This window comes from Pseudomonas sp. BLCC-B112, assembly GCF_028550695.1.
GTDB classification, from domain to species: domain Bacteria; phylum Pseudomonadota; class Gammaproteobacteria; order Pseudomonadales; family Pseudomonadaceae; genus Aquipseudomonas; species Aquipseudomonas danubii.
Genome location: NZ_JAQQGK010000004.1, coordinates 543,836 through 569,063 on the forward strand (window position 1 = coordinate 543,836; position 25,228 = coordinate 569,063).

The 25,228-nt window shown below is 63.9% G+C and carries 18 protein-coding genes; 9 read left to right on the forward strand and 9 right to left on the reverse strand.

The window, feature by feature from the left end:
- Window positions 1-349 precede the first annotated feature (349 nt).
- A complete protein-coding gene (gene dapA / locus PQT43_RS13690) occupies window positions 350-1,213 on the forward strand; it encodes a 4-hydroxy-tetrahydrodipicolinate synthase (RefSeq protein ID WP_272754121.1) in 864 nt (287 codons plus the stop codon).
- Between the two features lie 190 nt (window positions 1,214-1,403).
- Here dapA and PQT43_RS13695 read toward each other — a convergent pair whose 3' ends face one another.
- Window positions 1,404-2,060, reverse strand: a complete 657-nt coding sequence (locus tag PQT43_RS13695; protein ID WP_123391078.1) for a ribonuclease T2 family protein — start codon at window positions 2,058-2,060, stop codon at window positions 1,404-1,406.
- Window positions 2,061-2,461: 401 nt separating this feature from the next.
- Window positions 2,462-3,820 carry an HD domain-containing phosphohydrolase gene (locus tag PQT43_RS13700; protein WP_102879650.1) on the reverse strand — a complete coding sequence of 453 codons (1,359 nt, stop codon included), beginning with the start codon at window positions 3,818-3,820 and terminating at the stop codon, window positions 2,462-2,464.
- A 198-nt stretch (window positions 3,821-4,018) separates the two neighbouring features.
- Here PQT43_RS13700 and PQT43_RS13705 point away from each other — a divergent pair, with 198 nt between their 5' ends.
- Genes PQT43_RS13705 through PQT43_RS13720 form a run of 4 tightly spaced genes read left to right on the forward strand, consistent with a single transcriptional unit; the run spans window position 4,019 to window position 10,143 of the window.
- The gene (locus PQT43_RS13705; protein ID WP_272754122.1) at window positions 4,019-5,941 is read left to right on the forward strand and encodes a putative bifunctional diguanylate cyclase/phosphodiesterase; all 1,923 of its coding nucleotides are present in this window, start codon (window positions 4,019-4,021) and stop codon (window positions 5,939-5,941) included.
- On the forward strand, window positions 5,931-6,926 hold the full coding sequence (locus tag PQT43_RS13710) for a cytochrome-c peroxidase (protein ID WP_410897060.1): 996 nt from the start codon (window positions 5,931-5,933) through the stop codon (window positions 6,924-6,926). The genes PQT43_RS13705 and PQT43_RS13710 overlap by 11 nt, the downstream gene beginning before the upstream one ends.
- The gene (locus PQT43_RS13715; RefSeq protein WP_123391084.1) at window positions 6,923-8,728 is read left to right on the forward strand and encodes a DAHL domain-containing protein; all 1,806 of its coding nucleotides are present in this window, start codon (window positions 6,923-6,925) and stop codon (window positions 8,726-8,728) included. The genes PQT43_RS13710 and PQT43_RS13715 overlap by 4 nt, the downstream gene beginning before the upstream one ends.
- Complete coding sequence (locus tag PQT43_RS13720; protein ID WP_267270041.1) at window positions 8,728-10,143, forward strand: ATP-binding protein; 1,416 nt, start codon at window positions 8,728-8,730, stop codon at window positions 10,141-10,143. The genes PQT43_RS13715 and PQT43_RS13720 overlap by 1 nt, the downstream gene beginning before the upstream one ends.
- 76 nt (window positions 10,144-10,219) lie before the next feature.
- On the opposite strand, the gene PQT43_RS13725 is transcribed toward PQT43_RS13720, so the two are convergent.
- The 7 genes from PQT43_RS13725 to PQT43_RS13755 all read right to left on the reverse strand — a co-directional run bounded on the left by PQT43_RS13725 (window position 10,220) and on the right by PQT43_RS13755 (window position 18,858).
- A complete protein-coding gene (locus PQT43_RS13725; protein WP_267269966.1) occupies window positions 10,220-12,790 on the reverse strand; it encodes a bifunctional diguanylate cyclase/phosphodiesterase in 2,571 nt (856 codons plus the stop codon).
- A gap of 250 nt (window positions 12,791-13,040) precedes the next feature.
- Window positions 13,041-14,012, reverse strand: coding sequence for a GDP-mannose pyrophosphatase NudK (gene nudK / locus PQT43_RS13730; RefSeq protein WP_110651536.1), 972 nt, complete (start codon window positions 14,010-14,012; stop codon window positions 13,041-13,043).
- On the reverse strand, window positions 14,009-14,998 hold the full coding sequence (locus PQT43_RS13735; protein ID WP_272754124.1) for an SMI1/KNR4 family protein: 990 nt from the start codon (window positions 14,996-14,998) through the stop codon (window positions 14,009-14,011). Before PQT43_RS13735 ends, nudK begins: the two co-directional genes overlap by 4 nt.
- 68 nt (window positions 14,999-15,066) lie before the next feature.
- Window positions 15,067-15,378: an AzlD domain-containing protein gene (locus tag PQT43_RS13740; RefSeq protein ID WP_162884178.1), complete on the reverse strand. Its 312-nt coding sequence runs from the start codon at window positions 15,376-15,378 to the stop codon at window positions 15,067-15,069.
- The gene (locus PQT43_RS13745; RefSeq protein WP_102879658.1) at window positions 15,378-16,076 is read right to left on the reverse strand and encodes an AzlC family ABC transporter permease; all 699 of its coding nucleotides are present in this window, start codon (window positions 16,074-16,076) and stop codon (window positions 15,378-15,380) included. Before PQT43_RS13745 ends, PQT43_RS13740 begins: the two co-directional genes overlap by 1 nt.
- A 276-nt stretch (window positions 16,077-16,352) precedes the next feature.
- Window positions 16,353-17,549 (reverse strand): enoyl-ACP reductase FabV, encoded by a 1,197-nt coding sequence (fabV, locus tag PQT43_RS13750; protein WP_253130537.1) that lies wholly within the window; start codon window positions 17,547-17,549, stop codon window positions 16,353-16,355.
- Between the two features lie 277 nt (window positions 17,550-17,826).
- Window positions 17,827-18,858, reverse strand: a complete 1,032-nt coding sequence (locus PQT43_RS13755) for a lysozyme inhibitor LprI family protein (protein WP_272754125.1) — start codon at window positions 18,856-18,858, stop codon at window positions 17,827-17,829.
- Window positions 18,859-19,069: 211 nt separating this feature from the next.
- Between PQT43_RS13755 and PQT43_RS13760 the strand changes: the two genes are divergently transcribed.
- The 4 genes from PQT43_RS13760 (at window position 19,070) to PQT43_RS13775 (ending at window position 24,892) form a co-directional block, all read left to right on the forward strand.
- Window positions 19,070-21,562 (forward strand): phospholipase D family protein, encoded by a 2,493-nt coding sequence (locus PQT43_RS13760; protein WP_272754126.1) that lies wholly within the window; start codon window positions 19,070-19,072, stop codon window positions 21,560-21,562.
- Window positions 21,559-23,142, forward strand: coding sequence for a hypothetical protein (locus PQT43_RS13765; protein WP_272754128.1), 1,584 nt, complete (start codon window positions 21,559-21,561; stop codon window positions 23,140-23,142). The genes PQT43_RS13760 and PQT43_RS13765 overlap by 4 nt, the downstream gene beginning before the upstream one ends.
- Window positions 23,143-23,216: 74 nt before the next feature.
- Complete coding sequence (locus PQT43_RS13770) at window positions 23,217-23,957, forward strand: substrate-binding periplasmic protein (protein ID WP_110651531.1); 741 nt, start codon at window positions 23,217-23,219, stop codon at window positions 23,955-23,957.
- A 122-nt stretch (window positions 23,958-24,079) separates the two neighbouring features.
- Entirely contained in the window at window positions 24,080-24,892 is an 813-nt protein-coding gene (locus PQT43_RS13775; RefSeq protein WP_102879661.1) for a DeoR/GlpR family DNA-binding transcription regulator, read from the forward strand.
- The last annotated feature ends 336 nt before the right edge of the window (window positions 24,893-25,228 follow it).

Here is a 25,228-nt window from a genome sequence, read left to right on the forward strand (position 1 = left end):
GCGCAGAACCCGCCTTGACCCGGCGTGGCAGCAGCCAATCAACCGAGCCCTGTTCGAGGATTGACAAACCCCGCGCCGGCTTTTAAAACTGTGCGCCTGATTTCAGAGTCTGCCCCAGCCATGTCCCAAGCCCTTACCCTCGATTCTCGCGCCATTGGCCTGCTGGCCAAGGCCGGAGCCTGGGTGGCTTGCAACTCTAAATCGAAGAAACAGTCGCTCATGTGACCGGGGCGCTGTGTCCCGTCAGATGAGCTGACAGGACATCAAGCGCTACGGACACCCGCCCCCTGCTTAACGCCCTTCTACTCTTCTGACGACGACCCGACGGTCAACCATCAGGAGAACACGCATGTCATCGTTTCAAGGAATCTGGGTCCCCATCGTCACGCCCTTTCACAATGGCGCCATCGACTTTGCCGCCCTGCGGCGCCTGAGCGCCCATCTGCTGGAAAGCGGCGTGGCCGGGCTGGTGGTCTGCGGCACCACCGGCGAAGCCGCGGCCCTGGACAAGGACGAACAACTGGCGGTACTCGACGCCGTGCTCGAACAGGCCCCTGCCGGGCGAGTCATCATGGGCCTGGCAGGCAACAACCTGAAATCGCTGCTGAGCCTGCAAACGGAAATCCTCAAGCGCCCGGTGGCGGCCCTGCTGGTGCCTGCGCCCTATTACATCCGCCCCTCCCAGGCGGCCCTGGAAAGCTTCTTCCACAGCGTCGCCGATGCTTCCAGCGTGCCGCTGATCGTCTACGACATTCCCTATCGCACCGGGGTCAACCTGGATAAGGACACCCTGCTCAACATCGTGCGTCATCCGCGGATTGCAGCGGTCAAGGACTGTGGCGGCAACCTGGACAAGACCCTGGCGCTGCTGGCCAGTGGCGCGGTAGAGGTGTTGTGCGGTGAAGACCTGCAACTGTTCAGCGCCCTGTGCCTGGGGGCCAGCGGCGCCATTGCGGCCGCGGCGCATATTCGTCCGGAGTTGTTCGTGCAGGTGCAGCGCCAGGTGCGGGACCAGCATCTGGATGCGGCGCGGACCACCTTCCGGCAACTGGTGCCGCTGATTCAGGCGCTGTTCGCCGAGCCCAACCCGGCGCCGGTGAAGGCCCTGCTGGCCCATCAGGGACTGATCGAGCCACACCTGCGGGCACCGATGCAGGATTGCAGCGCCGCCACCGCCGTACACCTGCAAAACCTGTTGGCCGACTTGCCCTGAAGGGCTTGTCCTACGGAGCATCGGAATTGACGTGCCTGTGGCCCGTAGGAGCTGGCGTGCCAGCGAAAGCGTCCTCAAGCCCGGTGCAAGGTTCGAGGACCTCTTCGCCGGCAAGCCGGCTCCTACAGAAGTGGGGGCACGACAGTCTCGATGCCCCGTCGGCGCCGATCGGGGCGGCGCGCGGACGCCTTCAGCGGATCGGCGGGATACGGATCTGGCCGGCGCGGCACTGGTTTTTCACGCCTTTGCCGCACGCGCCAAAGTCCAGGTCCTTGGTCAGGCAGACCCGGACTTCGGAAAGCTCGGGGCCGCTGCAGAGAATGGCGATGCCGTTTTCGGCGATCCCCGGGTTGCTCTGGCGAAACTGCTGGGCAATCTGCGTGGCTTCAAAGTAACGCACCGCGGTCGAGGGCTGCAGCGCTTGCGGTATCTGCACCGTCGCCAGGGCCTTGTCCGTCGCATCCAGGTAACCCATGCCCCCCAGGCCACTGCAGGTGCCGTGCTTGGTCCATTCGTGGTTCATCAGTTTGGCGGTGGGAAACAGGGTCAGGCCCTTGGCCCGCTCCTCCTGCGTCAGCGGGGTCAAGGGTGGGCAGGACTGGGGCCAGCCGCCCTTGGCGTATTGCGGCCACAGGCCGTGGAGGACAAACCCATAGCCCTTGCCCGAGCACTGTTCGTTCTCCGGATGCATCAGGCAAAAGGTCGGTGACCAGGACAAAGCCAGCAGGTAGTAGTCAAAAGCTCCCGCCACCGACTCGCGCTGCTGTTTGGGCTGACGCGCGTCGCTGATGCCCACCATCCCCAGGGTCAGCACCAAGGCTGCCATCAGGGCAAAAAACTTTCTCATCGTTACCTCTCTTAGGCTCTGTACGAAAAGATTTGAGACGAAGGTCAGGCAAGGCGAAAACGGTCGAGGAAGCGGAGTTTACGGGTTGTAAATGAGCATTCCGAGACCGTTTTCAACGCAGCATCACCGAGTATCAAGGCTTTTCGTACAAAGCCTAGGGAAATCGGATTGTCCTGGCCCCGCCATCGGGGTACTGCGGCAGGCACACAGCTTCACTTTCTTGGCATGCCGGGGTTGCAGGAACATGACATTCGCCGCGCCGTGCCCCGGCAAAGCCGGCCAGGCGCGACGACCGCCGAGCGAGCGTCGGCCGAGGCGCCAGCGGGACGCTGCGCCAGGGCCTGGGGCGGCGCGCGGTGCGAAAGATGACGGAACAACCGGGCACAGATCAAGAGCGGCGATCAGTGCCCGATGTCCAGAGACGGCCCTGGGGCTTCAGGCACGCTGACAAAAATGCTGTAGTGCCCCCCTTCCATGGCCTCAAAGGCAATCAGCTTCTGGACCAGCGGCTCGCTGATCACCTTGCCGGCATTGAGCAGCAGCATGCCGTTGTCGGCATTGAGGTTGCGCCGCAGGACCATCCCCGCCTGCAGATCACGGGTGCCCAGCACCCGGACCGTCGGATCATCGACGGTCACGTCATTGAGGTAGGCAGCACAGACCCGAACAAAGCCTTCCACCATGTTCGGGTCATACAGACGGCCGGCGTATTTGCGAATGAACAGCAAAGCCTCGTCGCTGTTCATCCGCCGCTCCAGAATCAACCCGCACTGCAACTCGATGAAGTCCACCACCAGCTTCAGCAGCCGGGCGCCCCAGGGAATCGCCTCGCCCCGCAGATGTTGGGGAAAGCCGCTGCCATCCCAGCGTTCCTGATGATGGAGGATCAGCCGCGCCGCATCCTGCATCGGCTCCAGCGTCATCAGCAGCGACTCGCTCTGGGAGGGATAGGCCCGATAGCGCTCCTGATCGGCGTGCCGCAACAGCTCCGCCGGAGCGGCCAGCATGGCATCGCTCCAGCTCAGCTTGCCGATGTTGTACAAGGCGGCGGCCATGGTCAGGTCACGGCTGGCGGTTTCGTCCAGGCCATAGCTTGCACAACAGGCGCGCACCAGTTCGATGATCTTGCGGTTGGTCTGCTTGTCCGCCGGCAGGCGCAGGTTGGCCAGCAGCGAGAACACCTCAGTGCCGGTCACATAGCTGTGCTTGAGCTCTTCATAGGCCAGGTCCAGCATGTCGGCGGTCTGTTGCAGCTCGGCGGTCCGGGAAGCCACGCGCTTTTCCAGTTCGGCGTTGCTCACCTTGAGCTGGCGGTTCTGCTCCAGCACCAGTTGCTGCAGGCGCTTGAGCTCGCGCTCGGCGTGCTGGTATTCCAGGGTCTGGCGCAGGATCAGCAGCAGCTCTTCGTCGTTCCAGGGTTTGCTCAGGTACTGGTGGATCTGCCCTTCGTTGACGGCCTTGACGATGGTGCTCAGGTCGGCGTAGCCGGTGAGCAGAATCCTGCGGGTGGCCGGGTAGCCCTCGCGCACCCGGGCCAGCAGGGTGGCGCCGTCCATGTCGGGCATGCGCGCATCGCTCATCACCAGGTCAACGGGACGCTGGGCCAGGATTTCCAGGGCCCTAGCACCGCTGTCGGCCAGCAGCACTTCATAGGGCTGGCTGCGTAGCAGGCGCCGCAGGCTGTTGAGGATCGATTCTTCGTCATCCACCAGCAACAGGCTTGGACGCTGTCCTGGTTCGGTGGGCTGCAACTCTTCCATGGTGGGTCCCCCTGTCCTGCATCTCGTTCCCCGGACAGCTCCGCCCGGCCAGCGCCCAGCGGCGCTACAGCCCAGACAATCCTAGCTATTTTTTTGATTTTCACCCGGGGATGTAAGTCGAAAAAACCTCGCACGGCGCATGTTCCAGTGACTATGCTCACAGCGTTGGACGCGCGCTCAGAACACTGGGGAAAGTCAATGGACACTGGCTGCGACGCACAGACAAGTTCGCAAGACCCCTCGGACTCACCATCCGCGAACGTCAACCGACGGGTGCTGATTGTGGATGACAGCCTCTCCATTCATGAAGACTTCCACAAGATCCTCATGCCCTCGCAAAACCTGGCCCTGAGCCAGGTCGAAGACCAGTTGTTCGGCAGCGTCCCCCCCCGCCCGCTCCAGGTGTTCAGCCTGGATTCGGCGTTCCAGGGTCGCGAGGCCCTGGCCATGGTCGAGTCGGCCCTGGCCCGAGACACACCCTATGCCATGGCCTTCATCGACATGCGCATGCCGCCGGGCTGGGACGGCCTGGAAACCATCGAGCAATTGTGGAAGGTCGACCCGGATCTGCAGATCGCGCTGTGTACCGCCTATTCGGACTATTCCTGGGAAACCATGGCCGAGCGCCTGGCCTTTGGCGACCAATTGCTGATCTTGAAAAAGCCCTTCGACAGCCTGGAAATCCGCCAGATGGCCAGTGCCCTGACCTGGAAGTGGCAGATGACCCAGGATGCGCGGCACAAGCTCGACGATCTGCAGCGCACCATCGAGGAACGGGTCGCGGAACTGCTCAAGGTCTCCCACCTGCTGCACTACGACACCCTCACCGGGTTGCCCTCCAGCGCCTTGCTCGGCGATCGCCTGGGCCAGGCCATGGCCCGGGCCCGGCGTTATGGGCAACAGCTGGCGGTGATGTTCCTCGGACTGGACCGTTTCAAGCGGATCAACAATGCCCTGGGCTACCCGGCCGGCGACGAGTTGCTCAAGAAAATCGCCCACAACCTGCAGCACGGCATGCGCGAGTCGGACTCGGTGTTCCGCTACGGCTCCGACGAATTCGTGGTGCTGCTCCATGATCAGGAGCCGCCGCCCCAGGTCCGTAGCGTCGCCGAAAAGCTCCTGGCGACGGTGAGCCAGCCCCACGATGTGGCCGGGCACGACCTGCGGGTCACCGCCAGCCTGGGGATCAGCCTCTACCCCGAGGATGGCCAGGATGCCCTGAGCCTGATCAAGAAGGCCGAAATGGCCATGCGCAACAGCAAGGAGCAGGCACCGGGGGGCTACGGTTTCTTTACCGAGGACATGACCCACCGCGCCCGGGAACGCCAACACCTGGAATCGGGCATCCGCCAGGCCCTGGAGCGCCAGGAGTTGAGTTTGCACTACCAGCCCAAGATCCACCTGGCCTCGGGCCAGGTGGTGGGCGCCGAAGCGCTGATTCGCTGGTTCAGCCCGCAACAGGGCTGGATCAGCCCCGCCCAGTTCATTCCAGTGGCCGAGGACAGTGGCCTGATCAACCGGATCAGTCAGTGGGTAGTGGGCGAAGCTACCCGCCAGTCCCGTGCCTGGCAGCAGGCGGGACTGGCGCCGATCCGCCTGTCGGTCAACCTCTCGGCCAGCGACTTCAGGCAACCGCAACTGCTCCAGCAGTTGCAGCGCGCACTGCTGGACAGTGCCCTGGACCCGACCCTGCTGGAACTGGAAATCACCGAAGGGGTACTGATGCAGAACGTCGAAGCCACCCTCGCCACCCTGCAAGCCATCAAGGCCCTGGGGGTGCGCCTGGCGGTAGACGATTTCGGCACCGGCTATTCCAGCCTCAGCTACCTGCGCAAGTTCCCGGTGGACGTGCTGAAGATCGACCAGTCCTTCATCCATGGCCTGAGTCACGAGCCCAAGGACGCCGCCCTGGTCAGCGCGATTATCCAACTGGGGCGCAGCCTGAACCTGAGCATCATCGCCGAAGGGGTGGAAACCCAGGAACAACTGGCGTTCCTCAAGCAACAGGGCTGCGAGGAAGGCCAGGGCTATTACTTCAGCAAGGCCCTGCCGGCCGACAGTTTTGCCCGCCTGCTGCGGGCCCAGGCGTCTCAGAAGCAGGTAGCCGACCATGACCGCTGAACAGCAGCCCAGACAACGCCAACGCCGCTCGCACAGCCTCATCGGCCTGCTGCTCTGGGCGATGGCCGCTGTCGCCCCGCCGGCCTTCCCGGCACCGCTGGACGAACCGCTCAAGCCCCTGCCCGCAGTACCCACCCTCGATCCCCAGCGAGTGGAGCTGGGCCGGCGGCTGTTCAACGAGCCGCGCCTGTCCCTGGACAACAGCCTCTCTTGCGCCAGCTGTCATCGGCTGGACCAGGGTGGGGCCGATGCACAGGCCAAGTCCCAGGGCATCAAGGGTCAGCCCTCCCGAGTCAACACCCCCACTGTGTTCAATGCTGCGCTGAACTTTCGCCAGCTCTGGGACGGTCGCGTCGACACCCTCCAAGCGCAGATCGACGACGTGGTGCAAAGCCCCATCGAAATGGGCAACAACTGGCCCAACCTGCTGCGCACCCTGAATGACGACGCCAGCTACCGCCAGGCCTTCGGCGCGCTGTACCCGGACGCCATCACCGCGGCCAACGTGCAGGACGCCCTGGCCAGTTATGAACGGACACTGCTCAGTGCCGGCTCGCGCTTCGACCAGTACCTGCAAGGCAACACCGAGATCCTCAGCCAGGAGGAGAAGTACGGCTACCAGCGGTTCAAGGACTACGGCTGCATCGCCTGCCATCAAGGGGTCAATATCGGCGGCAACATGTTCCAGAAGTTCGGCGTGATGAATGACTACTTTGCCGACCGGGGCAACCCCACCGACGCTGACCTGGGGCGTTTCCTGATCACCGGTGACGAGCAGGACCGCAACGTGTTCAAGGTCCCCAGCCTGCGCAATGTGGCGGTCACTGCCCCCTACTTCCACGACGGCTCGGCAAAAACCCTGGAACAGGCCGTGGAGGTGATGTTCAAGTACCAGTTGGGCCGTACCCCCAACCCCCAGGACACCCGCCTGATCGTCAAGTTTCTCCAGACCCTCACCGGGCAATGGCAGGGCAAGCCGCTATGAGGTGGCGCCGCCGCTGGCCCTCCACGCTCCTGACCCTGGTGGCTTTGGGCCTGATCCTGGCGCTGGCGTTGCTCTACTTCAAGAGCATGATCGGCCAATCCCCGAACTTCGCCCTGTCCCGGGACCTGATCGGCCAGATCAAGCAATTGAACGCCCAATGGGAAACCGAAGTGCTCAAGGCGCGCATCGCCATTACCCACGACTACGATCCGCTGGTGCAGCCGGTGCAGCAGATCAACCAGCTGTGGCAGCACTTCGATCAGCTCTCGCAACAGGGTCACAGCGACCCGGCGGCCTGGCAGGCCAGTCACCAGGCGTTCCTCAATGCCTTCCAGGAAAAAGCCGGCCTGGTGGAACGGTTCAAATCCCACAACGCGGTGCTGCGCAACTCCCTGGCATTCCTGCCCTACGCCGAGGACGACATCCAGCGCCGGCTGGCCGACCTCGATGATCAGCAGCGACTGGCGCTGCAGAATTTTGCCATCGACACCTACGACCTGCTGCTCAGCAGCCTGGAGTTCGCCCAGATCTCCAGCAGCGACAAAGCCGCGGACATCCTGGTAGGGCTGAACAAACTGACGGTCAACAAGGAACGCCTGCCCCCCGCCATGCACGAACCGGTGGACATCCTCAGCAAGCACGTCGCCGTGATCCTGCGCGAGCAGCCGGTGGTCAATGAACTGCTGGAGCGGCTCACCTCGGTCCCGGTGGCCGAACGCCTGGACGACATCACCCGCCTGCTCAACCACGACCAGCTCCAGGCCGACCTGCAGGACCAGAAGTCCCACCAGTATCTGCTGGCATTCTCGGTGCTGCTGGTGCTGTTGATCCTCTATCTGGCGATCCGCCTGATCAGCAGCTTTGCCGTCATCCGTCGGGTCAACACCGCCCTGCAGAGCGCCAATGAACACCTGGAGCAGCGGGTCGAGGAACGCACCCGGGAACTCAAAGAGGCCCAGAGCGAGTTGCTGGACGCCGCGCGCCAGGCCGGCATGGCGGAAATCGCCACCAATGTCCTGCACAACGTCGGCAACGTGCTCAACAGCGTGAACATCTCCAGCGAGATGCTCAGCCGCACCCTGCGCTCGAGCAAGGCTCAGGGCCTGGGCAAGGCGATGGAACTGATCAATCAGCATCAACACGATCTGGGGCATTTTTTCAGTGAGGACGAAAAAGGCAAGCTGCTCCCCGGCTACCTCAACCAACTGGTACAAGCCATTGCCAGCGAGCAACAGGGCATGAGCAGCGAACTGGCCCAGCTTGGGCGCAGCGTCGACCACATCAAGGAAATCGTCGCCACCCAGCAGTCCTACGCCGGGGCCTCGCGGCTGATCGAGCCGTTGCAGGTCGGCGAACTGATCGATGACGCCTTGCGCATGAACTCCGGCGCCCTGGCCCGGCATCAGGTTACGGTGGTCAAGGACTACACCCAGGTGCCACCGGTCCTGGGTGACAAGCACCGCCTGCTGCTGATCCTGATCAACCTGATCAGCAACGCCAAGTACGCCATGTCCGATCTCGACGAACACTCCCGGACCCTGACCCTGAGTGCCCATGTGATCGACAACCGGACCTTGCGCATTCAAGTCCGCGACCGCGGCGAAGGCATTGCCGCCGAGAACCTGACGCGAATCTTTGCCCACGGTTTCACCACCCGCAAGGAAGGACATGGCTTCGGCCTGCACAGTTGCGCCCTGGCCGCCATGGAAATGGACGGACAGCTCAGCGTGCACAGTGACGGGCCGGGGCTGGGAGCGACTTTTACCCTGGACATACCGCTGATCAGCGCTGAGGGCCAATGATGGACGATCTGAGCAACCGGCGAATTCTGCTGATCGACGACACCCCGTCGATCCACGACGACTTTCGCAAGATCCTCACCCCGCCTGCGGCGGACGCCAACAGCCTGGACGACCTGGAAGCGCAGTTGTTCGGCGCCCAGGCCAAGCCCCGGCAACAGCCCTTTGAACTGGACTCGGCCTACGGCGGCCAGGAAGGCTTGAACAAGGTCTGCCAGGCCCTGGAACAGCGGCGCCCCTATGCCCTGGCCTTCGTCGACATGCGCATGCCCCAGGGCTGGGACGGAGCCCAGACCATCGAGCGCCTCTGGCAAGAGGACCCGCGCCTGCAGGTGGTGGTGTGCACCGCCTATTCCGACTACTCCTGGGAGGACCTGCTGGAGCGCCTGCACGGCCACAACCGCCTGCTGATCCTGAAGAAGCCCTTCGACAACATCGAAGTCCAGCAGATGGCCAGCACCCTCACCAGCAAATGGGAGATGACCGCCCGTGCCCTGCTGCAGATGCACCATCTCGAAGACCTGGTGGAGCAGCGCACCGAGGACCTGAGACAGGCCGGCGCGGCCCTGCAACAGGAAATCGACGAGCGCAAGCAACTGGAAAACCAGCTGGTGCAATCGGAGAAACTGGCCTCCCTCGGGCAACTGGCGGCCGGGGTCGCCCACGAGATCAACAACCCCATCGGCTTCGTCGCCTCCAATCTCGGCAGCCTGGCGGGCTACCTGGAACAGATCAGCCAGCTGCTCACGGCCTATCGCCAGAGTGAAGAGGCCATCGCCGCGCCGGAGTTGCGCAAGCGCCTGCAAAGCCTGCGCGAAAGCATCGACCTGGACTTTCTCCAGGAGGACATCCCGCTGCTGATCAAGGAGTCCAAGGACGGCATCGGCCGGGTCGAGCAGATCGTCAAGGACCTGAAGAATTTCTCCCGGGTCGACAGCGACCAGCATTGGCAAATGGCGGACCTGCAGCAGGGCATCGACTCGACCCTGAACATCGTCGCCAGCGAACTCAAGTACAAGGCCGACCTGATCAAGCACTACCAGCCGCTGCCAGAGATCGAGTGCCTGCCCTCCCAGCTCAATCAGGTGGTGATGAACCTGGTGATCAATGCCGCCCAGGCCATAGGCCCCGAGCGCGGCACCATCACCCTGAGCAACGGCGTGGCAGGCGACCGGGTCTGGCTGGAAGTCAGCGACAGTGGCTGCGGCATCGACGAGCAGCACCTGCAGAAGATCTTCGACCCCTTTTTCACCACCAAGCCGGTGGGCCAGGGCACCGGGCTGGGCCTGTCGCTGTCCTACGGGATCGTCAAGAAACACGGCGGGCAAATCAGCGTCCGCAGCCAGTTGGGGGTGGGCAGCACCTTTCGGGTGGAACTGCCGATCCGTCAGGGTCCCCATCGTCCAGACCCGGCCTGAGCCGAGCACGCCCTCCCCGTCCCTGGCGCTGATTGCGAGCGCGGCACAACGGCCAGCGAGCGCTGCAAGGTCCGCCTTAAGTGGTAAAGCGGCTGGCCTGGGACAGCTCGGTGCACAGCCTCACCCAGGCGTCGCTGTCCAGAGGCGGACTCAGGTGCGGCCCCTGGGCCTGATCGCACTGAATGTCCTGCAGCGCCTGGTACTGCTCCGGGCTTTCCACACCTTCGGCAATCACCTTCAGACTCAAGGCATGCCCCAGATCGACGATGGCCTGGACAATCGAATGCCCAGCCTGATTGCCGCCCAGTCCCGCCACCAGGCTGCTGTCGATCTTCAGGCCGTCCAGGGGAAAGGTCCGCAGGTACTGCAGCGCCGAGTAGCCACTGCCGAAATCGTCCATCAGCAGTTGCACCCCAAGGGCCTTGAGCCCCTGCATGATCTCCAGCACCTGGCGACCGTCGTCCAGCAGCGCCTTGTCGGTCATTTCCAGCACCAGCCGCGAGGGCGCCAGCCCGCTCTGACCCAGGACGGTCCTGATCCTGGCCACCAGTTGCCCGCGCTGGAACTCGGCGGCCGACAGGTTGACCGCCAGCAGCAGGCGTTCGGGCCAGGCCCGGGCCGCGCGGCAGGCGGCGTGCAGCACCCAGTTGCTCAAGGGCAGGATCAGCCCGGTGTCCTCGGCAATCGGTAAGAACACCTCGGGCCCCAGCAGCCCACGCTGGGGATGCCGCCAGTGCACCACCGCCTCGGCGCCCACCAGCTGTCCGTCCGCCAGCCGATAGCGTGGCTGGAACTGCAGCAGCAACTGATCCTGCTCGATAGCGTGGCGCAGGTCGCGCTCCAGGCCGCGGCGTTCGATGATCCGCACATTCATGTCGCTGGCATAGAACCGCCAGGTACTGCGCCCCGCCGCCTTGGCCTCATACAGGGCGATGTCGGCAAAACGCAGCAGCTCCTCCGCCAGGCTGGCATCCACCGGCGCCCGGGCAATGCCGATGCTGGCACTGATGAAGACTTCATGCTCGGCAATGTAGAACGGCTCTTCGATCCGCTCGATCAGGCGCCGGCACAGGCCTTCGATCTCGGGTTGGGCAACCTGCCCCGGGACCACCAGGACAAACTCGTCGCCCCCGACCCGGGCCACCAGATCCTCGCCCCGCAGGCATTGGGCCAGACGCTGGGACACCTCATGCAGCACCTGGTCGCCCGCCGCATGCCCCAGCAGATCGTTCACCGGCTTGAAGCGATCGAGGTCGACGCTGAGCATCAACAAGGGCTCCTGCAGGGTCGGCAGGGCCAACAGCTTGCCTTCGAGAAACTCCTGCATGCGCGTACGGTTGGCCAGTCCGGTGAGGGCATCGTGCTGGGACAGGTACTCGATCCGCCGCCTTGCGGCGACCTCCTCGGTGATGTCGCTGGCAGTGCCCCGATAACCACCGGCGGCCATGGCTCGCACCGAAAGGCGGCAGATCCGCGGCTGCCGGTGGCCATCCAGGTAAGCGCATTGCAGGATCGCCTGGGAACGCCGCTCCGGGGCCGCCAGCCAGTTGAGCAGCGACCCCTGCTCGGAGCTCAGCAACTCGTTCATCGGCCGCCCCAGCGCAGACTCCCGGGAGAGCCCGGTGACCACCTCGAAACGCTCGGACAAGTAGGTGAAACACAAGTGCCGGTCCACTTCCCAGATCCAGTCGGACGCTGCTTCGGCGACGTCGCGAAAGCGTTCTTCACTGGCCAGCAAGGCGCTACGACTGACCCGCAGGGCCTGGACCTGATCGTCCATGACCCGGGCCGCCGCGCCGGCCCGGCGCAACAGAAAGCCGGCCATGATGCCCGCCAGCAGGCCCGCCAACAGCAGCAACGGCATCACCAGTACCAGCAACTGATGCCCGGGGCGTGTCGGTTGCCATTGCAGGACTCCGGCGCCGTCGGGCAGGGTCAGGGACGGCAGTGCGGCGGCCTGCACGGGGCCGGCCACCTGCAACTGATCGATGCCCAGTCCCTGCCCCAGCGCCAACAATCGCGACGGTTCCAGGCGCGCAACGAAAATCAGCACCGACTGAGGCCCGCTGTCGGCACGCACTTGCGGGTCGTTGCCTGGGTTCAACAGGTCGGCCACCACCAGCGCCGGGGTCCCGGCGATGGCATGGTAACGGCTGATGGCCTTGCCGCCGGCTTGCGAACGTACCTCCTGCACCAGGGGCGCCAGCTGTTCCCCCAGCCAGTCCCGGGCATCCATCGACTCCAATCGCCCAGCCACCAGGGAATACACGGTGCGGCCTGCCGGACTGATCACGAACACGCCGTCAAAACCCAGGTCGTGGTACAGGGTCGGACCGAAGTTCTGCCGGGTGTAGGCCCAGTCGAGGTCGACCTGCAGGTGCAGGTGCTGGTAGGCGTCACCCCACAGGGCATAGTCCTTGAGCGTGGTGCGGGCATTGCTGTCCAGCGATTGCAGGGCCTTTTCGATATCCAGGCGATTGTGCTGTTCGGCGGAAAGGTTCTGGTCGAGGGCGATGTACACCAGCAGCAAACCGGTGAAGAGGAACAGCGCCAGCAGCAGCCCCGAGCACCCCAGCAAGGTGGCACGAGTCAGCGCCTGATTGGAGGTGCTGCGTCCTTGAGATGGGTCCTGACCGAGGTTTTCCATAATGCTCCAGGCGCCATGGCGACAAACCGACCGGTGAGGCCCTGCCCCACACAGTCCTTGACGAAGCTCGCGCTTGCCTATTGACGATAGACAGTATTTTCCCGCGGGGCCTGGAAATGCCGGGTGCACGAAGGCTGCGGCTGTGGTGAGGGGGTTCTTGAAAGGTGGGGTGCAGGTGCGGTGCTGGCGCTGACGGCCAGCGCAGGCGATCGATCCGACCACCCGCGCTGCACTGAATCAGTCGTCGGGATCAGCGGTCGGAATCAGCCCGGAGCGCGCCCGGCGTCACAGCCGGCAATTGCTCCACCCGGTGATAGACACTCAGGCCCAGGCGCTCGGCGACCCGCACCATGGCGTCGCAGCCCGCCGAGGCCGCGCCGATGCGCAGCACGGCATCACAGCGCTCCAGCAGGCGTTCGGCATAGGCGTGGAACTGCGCGTTGTAGATCTCATCGCCCACCGCCAGGGACCCCGCCAACCGGGTCATGGGCAACGCCACCCACTCCCCCAGCACCGGAAAATGCCCGGCCGCCAGCACCTGGGCGGCGCACTGCTCCATGGCCGCGACATTGCGTGCCAGCACGGCCGGATCGTCGCCGCTGCCAGAACGGTACGGGCCGGCCACCAGCACCATCAGGCTGCGCGGCTTGAGCACATGCAACTGCAGGTATTGCAGGAGCATGATGGTCTTGCCGTCGACGATTTCGCCGCTGTCGATCATGCCCAGGGCCTGGTCGATGTCCAGCTCCAGGACCTCGATGTCCTCGCCTTCGTGCTCCAGTCCGCCGCCTTCATCGATGCGGTCCTCGGCCTGGTAATGACCGATGAAGAAATGCACCCGCTCGGTCACCGAACCCGGGCTCATGAAGGCCTCGAAAACCTTCTGCACCTCGCCTACCCGGCAACCGGTTTCCTCCTGCGCTTCCTGACGGATGCGCACCTCCGGGCTGGCGTTGTCCAACAGGCCGGCAGCGGTCTCGATCAGGTAGCCGTGGTGGTCGTTGACGAAAGCCGGCATGCGGAACTGCCGGGTCAGCAGCACCGTGCGCCGCTTGAGGTTGTACAGCAGGATGGTCGCGCCATTGCCCCGGTCATAGACCTCACGGTCCTGGGCCTGCCAGCTGCCGTCGCGGCGACGCAGCTCGAAGCTGTACTTCTTCAGCACGTACCAATTATCAGAAAGGGTCTGTTCGGCGGTGATGCGAATCGATGCCTCGCTCATGGCTGCTCCTGAGAGTCTGGGCTGAGGGGGCGAAACCCCGAGAGTTGTTCCAGCAACTGCGCGCGATAGGCTGGCGTCAAGACCAAACCGTCCGCCGCCTGGCGCATTTGGCCGCCGGCCAGCCGTGCCCGAAACCAGTCGCGGATGAAGTCCGGGGCGTAGCCACCGGTGCCGAAGCCCTTGGCGAAGGCGATCATGTCGCAGTAGATCTGCAGGTACGACTCTTCGTCGTTGACCGGATAGCAGTTGCGGTACAGCCAGAACTGCAGGTCATACAGCAGTTGCGACAGCGGATCGGCATGCAGCGCGAAGTAGCGTTTTTCATGGACGATGCGCAAGGCGATCTGGCGGATCAGCGGCCCCAGGTCGGGCACTTCGTGGAACTGTTCGAGCAACTCCTCCAGCAGCGCTGAGAACGGCGCGCTGGTGACCTTGTCCAGATCGTCCAGGTAATCCTGCTCCGAGGTGTCGTAGACCTCGGGGGACACCAGAGCGCGGATAAAGCTTTCGAAATCCGGCGCCAGCACGGTCACTGCGTAGTCGCGTTCCTGATCCACGTGCACCACCCGCGGCTCGCCCTCGGGGCCGCATTCGCGGTAGTCCAGAGCCACCATGTCGTGCCCGGCAGACGGGCAATTGCAGATGTACACCCCGAGGTCCGGGTAACCCCATTTCTCGATTTTGAAACGACTGCCCAGGCTGCCGCCCAACGAATAGGCGGCGTCGCGGCCAATGCTCAGGAAGCTGTCGATCGCGCAGTGGTCCTCAGCCCAGGAGGTGCCTTGTTCGGTGGGGCAACAGCACAGGTGCGGGCGCCCGCCGTTGTAGCGACTCATGAACGCCACATAGGACGACGGCAGGCGATAGCCCAGCTCGGCTTGCAGCTCGGCGATCATGGCGGCGCTGGCCGGTGCCTGGTTGATCTTGCAGTGGGTGGCCCTGTCCCAGAACGCGTCCAGGTCGATATCGTGGGGGAAGTCGCTCATCCGATGCATCCGTTGCGGTTTAAAGGTCGGCCTGCGCCGAAAGCGGCACAGGCTAGCGCAAATGGCCCTCAGAGCCACCAGCGCAGAAAGAAAAAGAACCCCATGCTCAGCAACATGCTGACCAGGGTGTTGCGGGTGTAGATCACCAGCGCAATGGCCACCAGCGAGCTCAGCAGGTAGGGATTGTCCCAGTGCAGGTTCAACTGGTGATCGGGCATGAACACGATCGGCCCGCAGATGGCGGTGAGCATGCCCGGCACCGCAAAGCCAAGGAACTGCCGGGCATTGCTGCTCAGGCGCAGCGGCAGGCGCGGTTCGAGAAACACGTAGCGATTGAGAAAGACCAACAGGCCCATGCCGAAGATGACTGCCCAGACCATCATGCTTGCCCCCGATACAGTTTGTTGCAGACAAAACCCGCGGCCATCCCAGCCAGGCCCGACAACACCAGCGCCGAGCCCCACTGCCAGTAACTGAACAGCACCGAGCAGAACAGCGACACTGCGACACAGACCACGGTGGGCACATTGCGCACCAGCGGCGTGATCAGGGCGATGAAGGTGGCGGCGATGGAAAAGTCCAGGCCCAGGTGCTCCAGGCCCGGAATGCTCTTGCCCAGCACGATGCCCAGCAGGGTGAACAGGTTCCAGGCCACATAAAAGGTCAGGCCCACGCCCAGGGCGTACCAGCGGTCGAACTGCTGCTTGTCGTGGGCGCTGGTCAAGGCGAACAGCTCATCGGTGAGCAGAAAGCCCAGGCCCACCCGCCAGCGCCCGGGCAAGGGCGAGATCACCGAGCGCAGGCTCATGCCATAGAGCAAGTGCTGGGAGGTGAGCAGCAAGGTGGTCAGCAGGATCGAGAAGATCCCTGCCCCGCCCTTGAGCATGCCGATGGCCACCAGTTGCGCGGCGCCGGCAAAGACGATGCTCGACAGCCCCTGGCCCTGCAGCGGCGTGAGATTGGCTTCGATGGCCATGGAACCGGCCAGCAGCCCCCAAGGCGCGGTGGCCAGGGACAGCGGCATGATGGCGATGGCGCCGCGGATAAAGGCGGCACGAGGTAAGAGAACGCTGGACATGACACCCTGCACACAGATAACGGACGCTGACTGTGCCATCTGCCGGTGCCCCCTGGCTTGAACAATCTTGCGCAATTGCCTCGCCCCCGTAGGAGCTGGCTCCTACACGACAGCAGAACCTACCTGCAGGAGCTGGCTTGCCAGCGAAGGCGTCTCCAAGACCAGCACAAGACGAGCGGGCCTCTTCGCCGGCAAGGCGGCTCCTACATGAAATATGGGGATGCAAACGACAACGCCCCTCACGAAGGAGGGGCGCTGGCTGACGCTAGACGCGGATTACAGCTGGATCAGGTTGCTGATCTTCACGTCCGGATCGACGTCGGCTTCGTAGTCGACCCCTTCGATCTCGAAACCGAACAGGCGCAGGAACTCTTGCTTGTAACCGACGAAATCGGTCATCTCGTAGAGGTTCTCGCTGGTCACCTGGTCCCACAGTTGCTTGACCCGGTCCTGGACCGCCGGTTGCAGCTCCTTGTAGTCGGCACGCAGGCGGCCTTCCTGGTCGATCACCGGCTCGCTGTTGTACAGGCTGTCCTTGTACAGGCCGTAGACCTGTTCGATGCAACCTTCGTGGCTGCCCTGCTCTTTCATCACCTTGAACAGCAGCGACAGGTACAGCGGCATGATCGGGATCGCCGAGCTGGCCTGGGTAACCACAGCCTTGAGCACCGACACCCGAGCGTCGCCGCCCAGCTCGGCCAGTTGCTGGCGCATGCCGATGACTTTCTGGTCCAGGTCCTTCTTGGCTTCGCCAATGGAGCCGTTCCAGTAGATGTCGTGGGTCAGCTTCTCGCCCAGGTAGGTGAAGGCGGTGGTTTTCGCGCCTTCGGCCAGCACACCAGCTTCGTGCAACGCGTCGATCCACATCTGCCAGTCTTCGCCGCCCATCACTGCCACGGTGCCGTCGATCTCTTCCTGGGTCGCCGGCTGCAGGGTGGTTTCCTTGACGATTTCCTTGTCGGTGTCGACACCGCGCAGGGTCACGGACTTGCCCAGGGGCTTGAGGGTCGAGCTCAGCACTTCACCGGTCTTGGGGTGGGTGCGGCGCGGCGCCGCCAGGCTGTAGACCACCAGGTCGATCTTGCCCAGGTCGCGCTTGATGGTTTCGATGGTTTCGGCCTTGACCGCGTCGGAGAAGGCGTCGCCGTTAATGCTCTTGGCGTACAGGCCCTTTTCTTCGGCGAACTTGTGGAACGCCGCGGTGTTGTACCAGCCGGCAGTGCCCAGTTTGCCGTCAACGCTGCCGCGCTCGAAGAACACCCCCAGGGTGTTGGCGCCGCAACCGAAGGCCGCGGTGATCCGCGCGGCCAGGCCGTAACCGGTGGATGCGCCGAGGACCAGCACGTTCTTAGGCCCTGCGTCGATGGCGCCCTGCTGGGTGACGTAATCGATCTGCTGCTTGACGTTGGCTTCGCAACCCACTGGATGGGTCGTCACACAGATAAAGCCGCGAACGCGGGGTTTGATGACCATTTACAATCTCCCAATTTCAATGTGCCAGGCGCCGGTAACGGCGGCGGCAGTGTCACTTGCTAAGGTCGTAGACGCTCACAATGGCTTCGCGTCACCAACTGATGGAATTTGTCCGGCAGGCCAAGGCTTGGCGCCCCTGTGCCGGCACCCTCGGGGCGATATCCAGGCGGCCCGGGCCGAGACTCTAGCAGCTGCACCGGCCGGCTTCAGCATCCACCCGGCGAAATTTCTGCCGCCACGTTCATCAACAGATGATGAGATCCGGCCCGCCTGTGCTTCAGGGCATCATGTCCAGCGGCAGTTGCTGGCCCTGGCTGCGCGCCTCGTACCAGCGCTGTACCACGTCCGGCAGGCGCTGCTTCCACTCAGGCTCGGTGGTGTAGTAGCGCACCCGCACTTCATCGGTAGGGCCCACCACTGCCAGCAACGCGACCCACAACTCGCCCTTGGCACCGCGCACGAAAATCGCCGCATTGGTATTGGCCAGCCCCTGCAGCCACATATCGGTGACCTCGGCGCCCGGAAGTTCGGCCGAGCTGTCCTGGGAGAACACCGAGCCGCTGTCGAGCAGGGTCTGGTAATCCTTTTGCAGCAGCTTGCGGGCGCGCAGATCTTCTTCCTCGGTACGCACCAGCGCGGTGGACAGCAAATCGTACTGGTGCTCCAGGATTTGCCGGGAGGCCACATAGAGCCCGTCGTAATACACCCCCGAACCGGCGCCGCAGGCATAGGAATCGCCCTCCTGGGTCACCTGCAACAGGCCATTGCGCGGGGTCAAGCGCAGCTGGCAGCCCTCGACGCTGTAGCGCGCTTCACCGTCCTTGAGCTGCAGCTTGCCCGCCAGCGCACCGGAATTGGCGCCGCCCATGGCCGACAGGTCGAAGCTCAAATGATCTTCGCCGCTGCGCCGGATCACCAGCTCACCACCGTAGAACGGGCTGACCGAGACCCGCTGCCAGGTGCCCTGCCAGTTGAACGCAATATTCACATAGCGCAGCACCATCAGCCGGCTCAGGTATTGGCTGCGCAGACAGCCCAGGTCGGCCTGGCACTGGTCGCGCTGCTTGAGCCATTCACGCTGCCCCAGGCGCAGCGCCTTGGGGTCCTTGGCCTCGGCCAGGGTCGCCGTCCAGGCCTTGCCCAGCTGGCTGTCCAGCCCGGCGGTATAGGGGTCGGCGCAGATGGCCTTCTCACTGGCACTGGCGGCCTTGGCGCAGTCGAAGCTGCTGGCCTGGGTCGCGGTGGCACAGGCCAGGACAGCGAGCAGCAAGCCACTGGCCCGCAGTGGACGTACAAGGGAGGCGGACATGGTTCGATTCCATTCAAAAAGGGCTTTGCAAGAATACCTGCGTCGACTTCTTACTCACGAAGCATTCATGAAAAAAATCCCTCTGCCCCCTCCTTCCCGGCCTCATGACCCCCCATGCAAGCACTGTGACATCACCGACACTTGCAACAGCGCTGCGTTGCCCGATAATCAGCCACCGACTTGAGCCTCGCCCCATGGACTGGAGAACACGATGGCGTCCCCCCCGACCCCCCCAGGCCCGAACGGACCGTCGCCACTGCACTTCATCGAAAACGGCCCGTGGAAAGAGGCCCTGTTCACCACCTATGCCCTGAGCCTGACCTACTTCGAAAGCTACGTGCTGCCTCGACTGCGCGAAGCCGGCTGTGAAAAAGTCACCCTGCTGGTGGATATCCAGGGTTACCGCGCCTCGATGATGGAATTGCGGGCGCGGCATGTAGGCAAGGACTACGCCTTGATTCCGGTCCGGGTCAAAGACGGCATTTTCCACCCGAAGATCACCTACCTGCGCGGCGAAGATCAGGACCTGCTGATGGTCGGTAGCGGCAACCTGACCTTTGGCGGCCACGGCGGCAATGTCGAGGTACTGGAAGTCCTCAGCGCCGGGGAGCAGCCGGGGGCTTTCGCCGACTTCGCCGACTTCCTGGAAAATCTCTGCACCCGGCCGCACCTGCAGATCGCCGACGACAGCGCCCTCTTGCCCTTCATTCAACGGGCCCGGGCCCTCAGCCAGCAGTTTCATGATCAGGCGCCACCGCAGCCGGTGGAACTGCTGCATTCCCTGGACACCGCCATCACCGAGCAATTGATCGAGCGCGCCGCAGGCCGGCGCTGGCACAGCCTGCTGCTGCTTTCGCCCTTCCACAGCCGTGATGGACAGTCCCTGGGCCATCTGCTCAAGACCTTGAGCATCCCTCGGCTCACCGTGGGGGTTCCAGGCGACGGCGTCTGCTCCTTTCCCCTGGAGCAGACCAGGGACTGGCCAGTCGAGATCGACTGGGTGACGCCCAAGGTCGAACACAACCAGCGACGGCTGCACGCCAAGTGGCTGGAGTTGCGCGGCGCCGGCAGCTGGACCCTGACCGGCAGCGTGAATGCCACCCGGACCTCCATGGACAGCACCGACAACGTGGAAGTGGCGGTGCTGCGCAAGCTCGACAGCGCCACGGATGAGTGCTGGGAGCCCGTCGAAGCACCGCGCTATGAAGCGGACGCCTTCGAGCGCCAGGACCAGGAGGCGACCCTGTGCGTCTATGCACGCCTCAACGAAGAACAGCAACTGGAAGGCCGGCTGATCGGTCAGCAAGCGCTGGCCGGAGAATGGCTGGCGATCCTGGAGTGCGCCGAAGAAGTCCTCGAAACGGCGCCACTGCAACTGACCGCGCAAGGCGGCTTCGTCTGGCCGCTACAGCGGCCCCTGGACTCCAGACTGGACGAGGGGCTGCAACTTCGCTTGGAGCGCGCGACACAAAGTGCCCGAGGCTGGGTCTGCATTGACGCCTACCTGAGCATGCCCCTGCCGATTCGCAGCCTGTGCGGGGCTCTGGGCCGACTGCTGGGGGGCAACCAAGCCCAGGGCGACCTGCAGATCCTGCTCAACTGCCTGGTGCTGCACGCGCAACAACTGCCCGAAGAGCCCGATGCACCGCTGCGCACTGAGCCCGCCACGACGCCCGTCAACCCGCCAAGCGGCACCGAGCCGCCTGCGCTACAGCCGCCCCAGCGCCCTCGCCACTGGCTGCCGAGCGTGGCCAAAGCCGCTACCGGCCGCGACGGCAGTTGGGCGTTGCTCCAGGCCATCGCAGGCTTGCTGCACCACGCCAACCTCGGGCAAGGACCCGTGGGGCACGGTGATGCGGCACCTATCATCGAGCTGGACGATGGTCGAGAAGACGGCGACTTCGATCCGGCGTCGGACCCCAACCTCGAATCGCTGCCCTCTCCCAACCTGATCAACGAGTTCAACCAGACCCTGCAGAGTCTGGTCAACCTCAAGGGCCTGAGCAGCCGCAAGAAAGCCCAGCTGCTGTATGTCTGGTGCCATGTCGCCCTGGACTTCTATCTGCGTCGCCTGCACCTGCCGGCCAATGCCCGGGATTTTGCCCAGCGCTGGCTCAACTGCGTCGACCATGCCCAACTGGCCGCCGAAGATCGCCCACTGGTGGACGAAGCGGTCTACGGCCTGGCCGCCACCCTGGCGCTGCCGGGCAGGCTGGCCTCTAGCACAACCCTGGGGACGCTGGACGCCACCACCCTGCATGAGTACCTGGAACGCTACGGCCAGGGGCCCGTGGACTTCGTCCAGGCCCGGCACCTGGCACAACGCTGGTTCAACCAGGAACCTGCGCAACGGCTGGTGGACCACGGGGTGGCCGAGGCCCTGGAAGCCCTGGACGCGGTGCAACACACCAGCACCTTGCGGGCGTTGCTCAGCAGCTACATCGAAGATCGTCAACAGGCCCGTCAGCAACGGCTGCCGGCGGATCGTTTCACTGCGCAAGAGATCACCGCGCTGCAACACATCCACTCCCCCAACAGCTCCCGGCCGGGTTACTACCGGGTCAACCACCGCACCATCCGCAGTTGTCCCAACACCCGCCAGTGCTACGCCCCGGTGGAGCGCGAAGCCCTTGCTCGCCTGAAACAACGCCGCATCAACCAATGCCAGTATTGCCAGGCCCTGATGGTGTCACTCGAACCATGAACCCATTGCCACAACGCGCCTTTTTCGTCTCCCCCTCCGTGCGTGAGAGCGGCGGCGTGGATTACCTCGGACTGCGACAGGCCAACCTGGAACTGATGGACCAGTTCATGCCCGGGATCAACAACGGTACCCAATGGATTCGCCCGTATTCGGTGATGTGCTGGGCGGTGTGGATCTTCAATCAGCACAACCAGACCTACTCGGGCGAACTGCCCGCGGGTCAGCGCTTCCAACGCTTCAGGGAAAAGATCGAGGTGCTGTTCGGCTGGAGCCATCAGTTGGCCGGTGACGGTGCCTACATGGCCGGTAATGGCCAGTACAGCCCGCCCGGCAAAGGCCCTTTCCCCCTGGACTTCAAGACCTGGCATCGCGGCCCCAGCTGGTTCGATGCGGTGCAGTACGGCCCCTCGTTCAAGCCTGACACCGGCCTGGGCCTGGCCTGGCCGCAACCCGACGGCACCTACGGCGTCACCGAAGCTGGTGAAGCACTGGCCCGGGCCCTGGATAAAGGTTTGCGTACGCTGGCGCTCTATCCGTGGCTGATCTGCGTCGAAGACCTGCAGGGCAGTGTCGAGCAGGCCGGCGCCGTGCATATGAAGTGGGGGCGCAATTGGCCAACCCGCCAGGAAGCGCAGATTTTTCGCGACGAGTTCTACCCACCTGCGGGAACGGCGAAAAACCCCAGGGCCAGCCACCGCGAATGTTCCGTCAACCTGATCCGCGCCACGTTGCAGGTTCTGGGCAGCGAAACCAGCCTGCCGGTGCTGCGCCGGGCCATGGCGCTGCTGCCCCTGTCCGACTTCCCGGCCGAGCAGGTGGCCGGACTGGCCCCGACCCAGGCACTGTGGCGAGTCCTGCAATTGCGTCAGGCCCAGCGCCTGGCCTTTGAAAGCCTGTTCGGCTGGATGGAACTGCATATCGCCCAGGGCCTGCACAGCAGTGAGGCGCTGCGCGACCGACTGCTGTCCCTGGACTGCATCCCACTGCGGGCCGAGAGCTCGGTGCAAGCGGTCCTGGAACACTACCGGGCCTTGTCCCCGCAGGCCGCGAACTTGCTGGAGGCGGGGCTGCAAGTGGCCGAGCTGGATCTGTTCGAGCGCATCGACCATCTGCAGGAATACATCGACAACCACGACGAGCAAGCCGCCGGCGAGGCCTTGCAGTTGCTGTTTCTGGTGGCGGCCATCACCCAGGACCTCAGCGCCTGCCCCCGGCACAGCGCCTATCTGGACCAGGGGGGCCAGGCGCGGCTGTCATTGCAGTACTGGGCTCGCTCACTGCAGCGCAAACAACAGATCAGCCTGGCGGAACTGGTCCTCAACCTGATCGAGAACAACCTGCTGAGCCAGCACTTCGGCATCGCCGCCATGCGCATGACCGAGGCCAAGCCAAGGCTGCGCATCAGCCTCGAGGACCAAGGCCTGGTTTCCCTGCTGTCCGGTACCGACAAGGCCTGGCAACCCAGACTGACCGAAGACCGGCTGTATTCAACCCTGGCCTTGATGACGGAAAGCCGGCTGCTGCAGTGTCGTCAGTGTGACGAGACCAACACCCGGCTCTATCAGCGTGCCGACCCATGACGCCGTATTTTTTCTGGCGACGCCTCGTGGGGGCTCGTACTAAGCTTTGCTCTTCTGTCTATTCAAGGAACACGATGAACTGGGTACTGGGGACCATGCTGTCGCTGTTGAGTCTCACCGCTCACGCTGGCGAGTTGCGCATGCTGACCGACAACCACCCGCCGCTGCACTTCCAGCAGGGCGAGCACATGACGGGCTTCGCTGTGGAGGTGGTGCAAGCCCTGGCGCAACGCACCGGTGATCCGGTGCAGGTCCAGCAACGGCCAATGTTGCGCGCCTTGCGCGATGCCAGCGAGGCCGAAGACACCGCGGTGTTTACCATTTTGCGCACGGCCGAGCGCGAGTCGCGCTATCAGTGGGTGGGGCCGCTGATGCAGACCGAAACCGCGCTGTACGCCCGCACTGGCGACCACAGCGCAGTCACCGACCTGCACCAGACCCGCGGACAGATTGCCGTACCGCGCAAGTGGCTGGTCTACCGCTACCTCAAGCAACAGGGGCTGGACAATCTGTGGGGGGTGGACAGCCCGCAGGTCATGATTCGCCTGCTGCAACTGGGACGGGTGCAATACCTGGTGGCCGACACCATGAGCGTCAGCACCTTCGCCGCCGAAGAAGGCATGCCCTTCGATCAGTTGAGCTACCAGATGCCGCTGATGCGCCAGGACGCCTACATTGCCTTTTCCCCCAAGGTCGACGCCGCCCGGGTCGCCCGCTGGCAGCGGGCCCTGGAGGCGATGAAACGCGATGGCAGCCTGCAACGGCTCAAACAGCGCTGGCATATCGACCGCACTGCCTGCTCAAGCAACTGCTGACGACGGCCTCAAGATAGAATTTGCTGACTCGTGAACGGCAGTAAATCTCGTCCGCGGCGGCGAGTTTCGCTACTATGACGAGCCCATTTCTGTCTTTGCCGACCCGCCAATCCGGAGCCCCAATGCCCAGTCCCAAGGACCTCGCCACTGACAGCAACGCCCCGATGATTCCGGAACAGCGCCGCGAGCAGATCCTGCGCCAGTTGCGCAAGCATCAGGTACTCAGCGTGCATCAGTTGATGGAGATGTTCGACTGCTCGCACATGACGGTGCGCCGGGATATCGCCCTGCTGGAACAGGAAGGCCGCGCCCATTCGGTGACCGGTGGCGTGCGCATCGCCAGTCAGTTGCACAGCGAGCCCAGCCATCAATCCAAGGCCGTGGTGGAACTGCCGCAGAAGCAGGCCATGGCCAAGCTCGCGGCGGGCCTGTTGCATGCGGACATGACGGTGTACCTGGATGCTGGCACCAGCACCCTGGAGATCGTGCCCTACATCAAGGCGCTGTCGGGCATGACCGTGATCACCAACGATTTCGGCGTGGTCCAGGCGTTGCTCGACGCGCCCCAAGTGACAGTGATCCACACCGGTGGGCAGCTGGACCATTCCAACCATTCCTGCGTTGGCGGGCTGGCAGTGGCGACTCTGCGCCAGGTGGTCACGGACGTGGCCTTTATCTCCACCAGTTCCTGGGACCTGCGCCGGGGCCTCACCACGCCCTCGGCGTTGAAGGTCGAGGTCAAGCAGGTGGCAATGCAATCGGCGACCCAGGTGGTGCTGGTGGCCAGCAGCTCCAAGTACGGCACCTTCGGCATGTACAAGATCGCCGACCTGGAGCAGTTCGACATCATCATCAGCGACGCGGCCCTGGCCCCCGCAGCGGCGGACGGCATTCGCAAGCACGGGGTGGAATTGCTGCTGCCGGCACCATCCTGAGCCAGCGATAGCCCCCAACACCTGCAATCCGTGGCCAGGGAACGTGCTCCCGCTCATCTGCGCAGCTGACGCAATGCCTGATGCCCCTCAATCCCCGAAAGGTCGCGCCGTCCGGGTTTGGGGCGGCTGCGCCACCTGGCATGAGCACGCTGCCTCGCCATAAAGAGTGAACAGCCCTCCCTAGGCTTTGTACGAAAAGCCTTGATACTCGGTGATGCTGCGTGGAAAACAGTCTCGTGCGCGAGTCCGATCGGAAGGCTCATTTACACCCCGTAAAGTCGAACGCGACCCTGGCCGTTCCTCGACCGTTTTCGCCTTGCCTGACCTTCGTCTCAA

What these genes read in the sequence shown, in the direction of transcription:
- PQT43_RS13735 (WP_272754124.1), bottom strand. Translation starts at nt 14,998, where the DNA reads ATGAGCGACTTCCCCCACGATATCGACCTGGACGCGTTCTGGGACAGG.
- nudK (WP_110651536.1), bottom strand. Translation starts at nt 14,012, where the DNA reads ATGAGCGAGGCATCGATTCGCATCACCGCCGAACAGACCCTTTCTGAT.
- PQT43_RS13715 (WP_123391084.1), top strand. Translation starts at nt 6,923, where the DNA reads ATGAGGTGGCGCCGCCGCTGGCCCTCCACGCTCCTGACCCTGGTGGCT.
- PQT43_RS13700 (WP_102879650.1), bottom strand. Translation starts at nt 3,820, where the DNA reads ATGGAAGAGTTGCAGCCCACCGAACCAGGACAGCGTCCAAGCCTGTTG.
- PQT43_RS13765 (WP_272754128.1), top strand. Translation starts at nt 21,559, where the DNA reads ATGAACCCATTGCCACAACGCGCCTTTTTCGTCTCCCCCTCCGTGCGT.
- fabV (WP_253130537.1), bottom strand. Translation starts at nt 17,549, where the DNA reads ATGGTCATCAAACCCCGCGTTCGCGGCTTTATCTGTGTGACGACCCAT.
- PQT43_RS13745 (WP_102879658.1), bottom strand. Translation starts at nt 16,076, where the DNA reads ATGTCCAGCGTTCTCTTACCTCGTGCCGCCTTTATCCGCGGCGCCATC.
- PQT43_RS13760 (WP_272754126.1), top strand. Translation starts at nt 19,070, where the DNA reads ATGGCGTCCCCCCCGACCCCCCCAGGCCCGAACGGACCGTCGCCACTG.
- PQT43_RS13725 (WP_267269966.1), bottom strand. Translation starts at nt 12,790, where the DNA reads ATGGAAAACCTCGGTCAGGACCCATCTCAAGGACGCAGCACCTCCAAT.
- PQT43_RS13770 (WP_110651531.1), top strand. Translation starts at nt 23,217, where the DNA reads ATGAACTGGGTACTGGGGACCATGCTGTCGCTGTTGAGTCTCACCGCT.
- dapA (WP_272754121.1), top strand. Translation starts at nt 350, where the DNA reads ATGTCATCGTTTCAAGGAATCTGGGTCCCCATCGTCACGCCCTTTCAC.
- PQT43_RS13755 (WP_272754125.1), bottom strand. Translation starts at nt 18,858, where the DNA reads ATGTCCGCCTCCCTTGTACGTCCACTGCGGGCCAGTGGCTTGCTGCTC.
- PQT43_RS13740 (WP_162884178.1), bottom strand. Translation starts at nt 15,378, where the DNA reads ATGGTCTGGGCAGTCATCTTCGGCATGGGCCTGTTGGTCTTTCTCAAT.
- PQT43_RS13695 (WP_123391078.1), bottom strand. Translation starts at nt 2,060, where the DNA reads ATGAGAAAGTTTTTTGCCCTGATGGCAGCCTTGGTGCTGACCCTGGGG.
- PQT43_RS13720 (WP_267270041.1), top strand. Translation starts at nt 8,728, where the DNA reads ATGGACGATCTGAGCAACCGGCGAATTCTGCTGATCGACGACACCCCG.
- PQT43_RS13710 (WP_410897060.1), top strand. Translation starts at nt 5,931, where the DNA reads ATGACCGCTGAACAGCAGCCCAGACAACGCCAACGCCGCTCGCACAGC.
- PQT43_RS13705 (WP_272754122.1), top strand. Translation starts at nt 4,019, where the DNA reads ATGGACACTGGCTGCGACGCACAGACAAGTTCGCAAGACCCCTCGGAC.
- PQT43_RS13775 (WP_102879661.1), top strand. Translation starts at nt 24,080, where the DNA reads ATGCCCAGTCCCAAGGACCTCGCCACTGACAGCAACGCCCCGATGATT.